This window comes from Chamaesiphon sp. VAR_69_metabat_338 (assembly GCF_031423935.1).
Classification (GTDB): domain Bacteria; phylum Cyanobacteriota; class Cyanobacteriia; order Cyanobacteriales; family Chamaesiphonaceae; genus Chamaesiphon.
This window is the reverse complement of record NZ_JANPGM010000111.1, coordinates 1-2,900: the sequence shown is the minus strand read 5'-3', so window position 1 is coordinate 2,900 and position 2,900 is coordinate 1. Positions and strand designations below refer to the sequence as shown.

Below are 2,900 nucleotides of genomic sequence, written 5' to 3'. Positions count from 1 at the left end.
TTCTAGTAATGCTAATTCGCATGCTGCAAATCCAATATTGCCACAGCCGATCGTCTCTAATCCTGCTGCTTGAAAGATCGCATCAACTAGAGCTGTAGTCGTGGTTTTACCATTAGTGCCGGTAATTGCTACCCACGGAATATCTTGGAGATATCGCCATGCCAATTCCATTTCGCCGATCGTATCGATACCCATTTCTCTGGCTCGAACTAGCGGTGCAATATCCCAAGGTACGCCAGGACTGACGACGAGGATATCTTCATTAGTCGGGCTGAATCGATCTCCGAGTTTGACGCTAATGCCGGTGGTTTCTAGTTGTTGTTTTTGAGTTTCCAGACTGGGGTTATGATTGCTGTCGCTGAGGATGACTGCATAACCATGCTTAGTTAATAATTTAGCAGCGGCGATACCCGATCGACCTAGCCCAATTACAGTAGCTTTCTTCATATCTAATTTTTAATTGCTGCGAGGATGGTGTTTGTATAACCGCAAAGGACGCAGAGGTTCGATCTTAAGCAAATTACTCCACCGTATTTTACTCGATCGCGCTAGCGCGGTGGCAATAGCAGTCGCTAAATTCGTCTCAATGGCATTAGTCGATCGAGCATCTTCACCACTATTAATGCATCTGCACCGATCCAAGAGCTGAAGATCGAAAAAAATGGCTGCTTCGACAAGCAACCAGATTAGATCGAGTCAGAATCCGCAGCTTTGCGATGGCTTAAGCCGGATGCAGCACAATTACAGATATTTCTGGGCGACAATTCAGTCTGGCTTGAGGTAAGCCAGTCGTGCCTACACCAGAGCTAACATACAGTTGCATCCCAGCGACTCGATACAGTCCATGAGTGTATTTTTTTGCCAGTTCCGCTTTTACTCTCGGTAGAAAAGGTATTACGATTTGTCCGCCGTGCGAATGCCCGGAAAGTTGCAAGCCAAAGCGATTGGTAGCGGTAGCAATATCAGCAAAATCTGGTTCGTGAGCCAGCAAAATATTAGTCCCAGTCTGCGGTAATTGGGCAACTGTCAGGGGGAGATTCGCGCGCTGAAAATAGACATCATCGACTCCGGCAATATTTAACTTTTTACCATGTCGATCGATCGAATAGACTGCATTATTTAAGAAATTAACTTTACCCTTCGAGAAAGCACGTTCGATGGGGATATTATTATCTTCTTCGCGATCGTGATTGCCCATAATTGCCACGACGCCATCAGTGGCTTTGAGGTGGCCAAAAGCATTGGCTAGCATTGACTCAGCCTGCTCGGGGCGATCGGTGATATAGTCACCAGTGAGCGCAATCAGATCTGGTTGTTGTCGATTGGCAAGGTTGGCTACTTTCTCTAATTGTTGACTATCCATGATACCCGATCGAGCGTGAATGTCGGATAATTGGACGATTTTATATCCTGCAAAAATTGGATTCAAGCCTACAATTTTGACATCGATCGTTTTAACGTCGAACCAGCGCGGTTCCACACCACGAGCATAAACACTAGTAGCAAATAAAATTGCGATCGCGACTAGCAAGAATCGATGGGATTTGTGCAGTATTCTTTGCCAGTGCTTCATCATCATCCTCGATCGCGTTAATGTCTTCTAGTATGCCCAGCGACTTAACGTGAATTAGCATTTTCTCAATCGATCGCGTTAATTTAGATTAAAATAAAGATATTCAATCTCAGTTGTCGATATTCTTCTGCTTAAATGATGTGAAAAAATCATGCGCTCAAAGGTCGATCTACAGAAGATTGAACAACTCATGAAAGCTTTGGGTAGAGAAGCCCGTGGTTCAGGCTGTATCTACTTTACGGGTGGTGCTAGTGCGCTACTGATTGGGTGCGACATTGACGATGTTCGAGCCATGTATAAGCAGAAATTATTTACTTTAGAAAAGCTGCGTGATTGTTTTAGTGCGATCGAGCCTGAACTAATTCGATTCCCTGCTCTCGATCCAGATCTCCTAAAAAATAGGGTTGAGGAATTTATCGATTGTTGTGAAAATACATCAGAGAGGGAGCAATAATGGAGTTAGATGAATTGCCAGGATCGGAGTCGATCTTACCTGGATTGGAAGATCTTCAGCATGGAAGAAACAATACGATCGGGTCGTTATTAATTTCGATCGCATCTATACGCTTGACAGCAGCAGGTTTGGATATCCCGCAAGTGTCTCTGGTATCAGAGCCGGAACTAGCTTTATATGAATATCTTCAGATCGATCGAGATGATGCTTATGCTTATTACAATGCTTTGTTAAATAGTCTCAATAGCTTTTGTGCGGCACTCGAACTGAAATCTAAGTATTAATGGTAGTAAAATCAATTAATGAGCGGAATTGACCGAAAAATTACCCCAGATCCTCGACAGAGCCTAATAGATAGACATTTACCAAATACTGCTCAAGTCCAGCGGTTGCTGCGAAGAGAAGGTAGAGCACACGTGTTTAATGATAGAGAAACTCTGGAGCGAGTCACGCAAGCTATCATCATAGGTGGAGAACAAACTGGAGTAGATGATGAGGAAGATGCTTACGAACGCTATGGGTTATACTTTCCAGAAACAATCGGATACATAATTAGAGTAGACGGCAGCCAAACACCGCTTTACTACGGTGAAATCAAAATTGTGAAAACAACAGGTGATTATCATGCTATCCCACGTACCAGCCCTCGCAGAACAAGCTAAAACTTGGACGTTTCTAGAACTCTGGGTCGATCCAATTATTTTTCCACCTAAGATTTTGATGCTAGTTGGCGATCGAGATGGTACTTGTCGTATTTTCAATCCTGCTTTTGACTATAAACTTGTAGTTACTCACTCCAATTATCAAGCAGCTCAGGAATGGCTATGTGAGGATGAATATGAACGGGTAAATGGTCAACTTTTGGCAGAAGAA

At 43.6% G+C, this 2,900-nt stretch carries 6 protein-coding genes; 4 read left to right on the top strand and 2 right to left on the bottom strand.

Annotation, left to right across the window (positions count from 1 at the left end; genetic code table 11):
• Together RMO84_RS03295 and RMO84_RS03290 are read right to left on the bottom strand one after the other, a co-directional pair.
• Window positions 1-447: Mur ligase family protein (locus RMO84_RS03295; protein ID WP_310487021.1), on the bottom strand; the 447-nt coding region annotated here is incomplete at its 3' end.
• A gap of 274 nt (window positions 448-721) precedes the next feature.
• Window positions 722-1,579: a metallophosphoesterase gene (locus tag RMO84_RS03290; protein WP_310487020.1), complete on the bottom strand. Its 858-nt coding sequence runs from the start codon at window positions 1,577-1,579 to the stop codon at window positions 722-724.
• Window positions 1,580-1,724: 145 nt separating this feature from the next.
• On the opposite strand from RMO84_RS03290, the gene RMO84_RS21275 reads away from it, so the two are divergent.
• From RMO84_RS21275 to RMO84_RS03275, 4 genes are all read left to right on the top strand, one after another.
• Window positions 1,725-2,027, top strand: a complete 303-nt coding sequence (locus RMO84_RS21275) for a hypothetical protein (protein ID WP_396135758.1) — start codon at window positions 1,725-1,727, stop codon at window positions 2,025-2,027.
• On the top strand, window positions 2,027-2,311 hold the full coding sequence (locus tag RMO84_RS03285; RefSeq protein WP_310487019.1) for a hypothetical protein: 285 nt from the start codon (window positions 2,027-2,029) through the stop codon (window positions 2,309-2,311). The genes RMO84_RS21275 and RMO84_RS03285 overlap by 1 nt, the downstream gene beginning before the upstream one ends.
• Window positions 2,312-2,329: 18 nt before the next feature.
• Window positions 2,330-2,689 (top strand): DUF6972 family protein, encoded by a 360-nt coding sequence (locus RMO84_RS03280; protein ID WP_310487018.1) that lies wholly within the window; start codon window positions 2,330-2,332, stop codon window positions 2,687-2,689.
• On the top strand, window positions 2,652-2,900 hold a 249-nt coding region (locus tag RMO84_RS03275; protein ID WP_310487017.1), incomplete at its 3' end, for a hypothetical protein. The genes RMO84_RS03280 and RMO84_RS03275, both read left to right, overlap by 38 nt.

Coding starts and splice junctions, on each gene's coding strand:
- RMO84_RS03290 (WP_310487020.1), bottom strand. CDS start 1,579: ATGATGATGAAGCACTGGCAAAGAATACTGCACAAATCCCATCGATTC.
- RMO84_RS21275 (WP_396135758.1), top strand. CDS start 1,725: ATGCGCTCAAAGGTCGATCTACAGAAGATTGAACAACTCATGAAAGCT.
- RMO84_RS03285 (WP_310487019.1), top strand. CDS start 2,027: ATGGAGTTAGATGAATTGCCAGGATCGGAGTCGATCTTACCTGGATTG.
- RMO84_RS03280 (WP_310487018.1), top strand. CDS start 2,330: ATGAGCGGAATTGACCGAAAAATTACCCCAGATCCTCGACAGAGCCTA.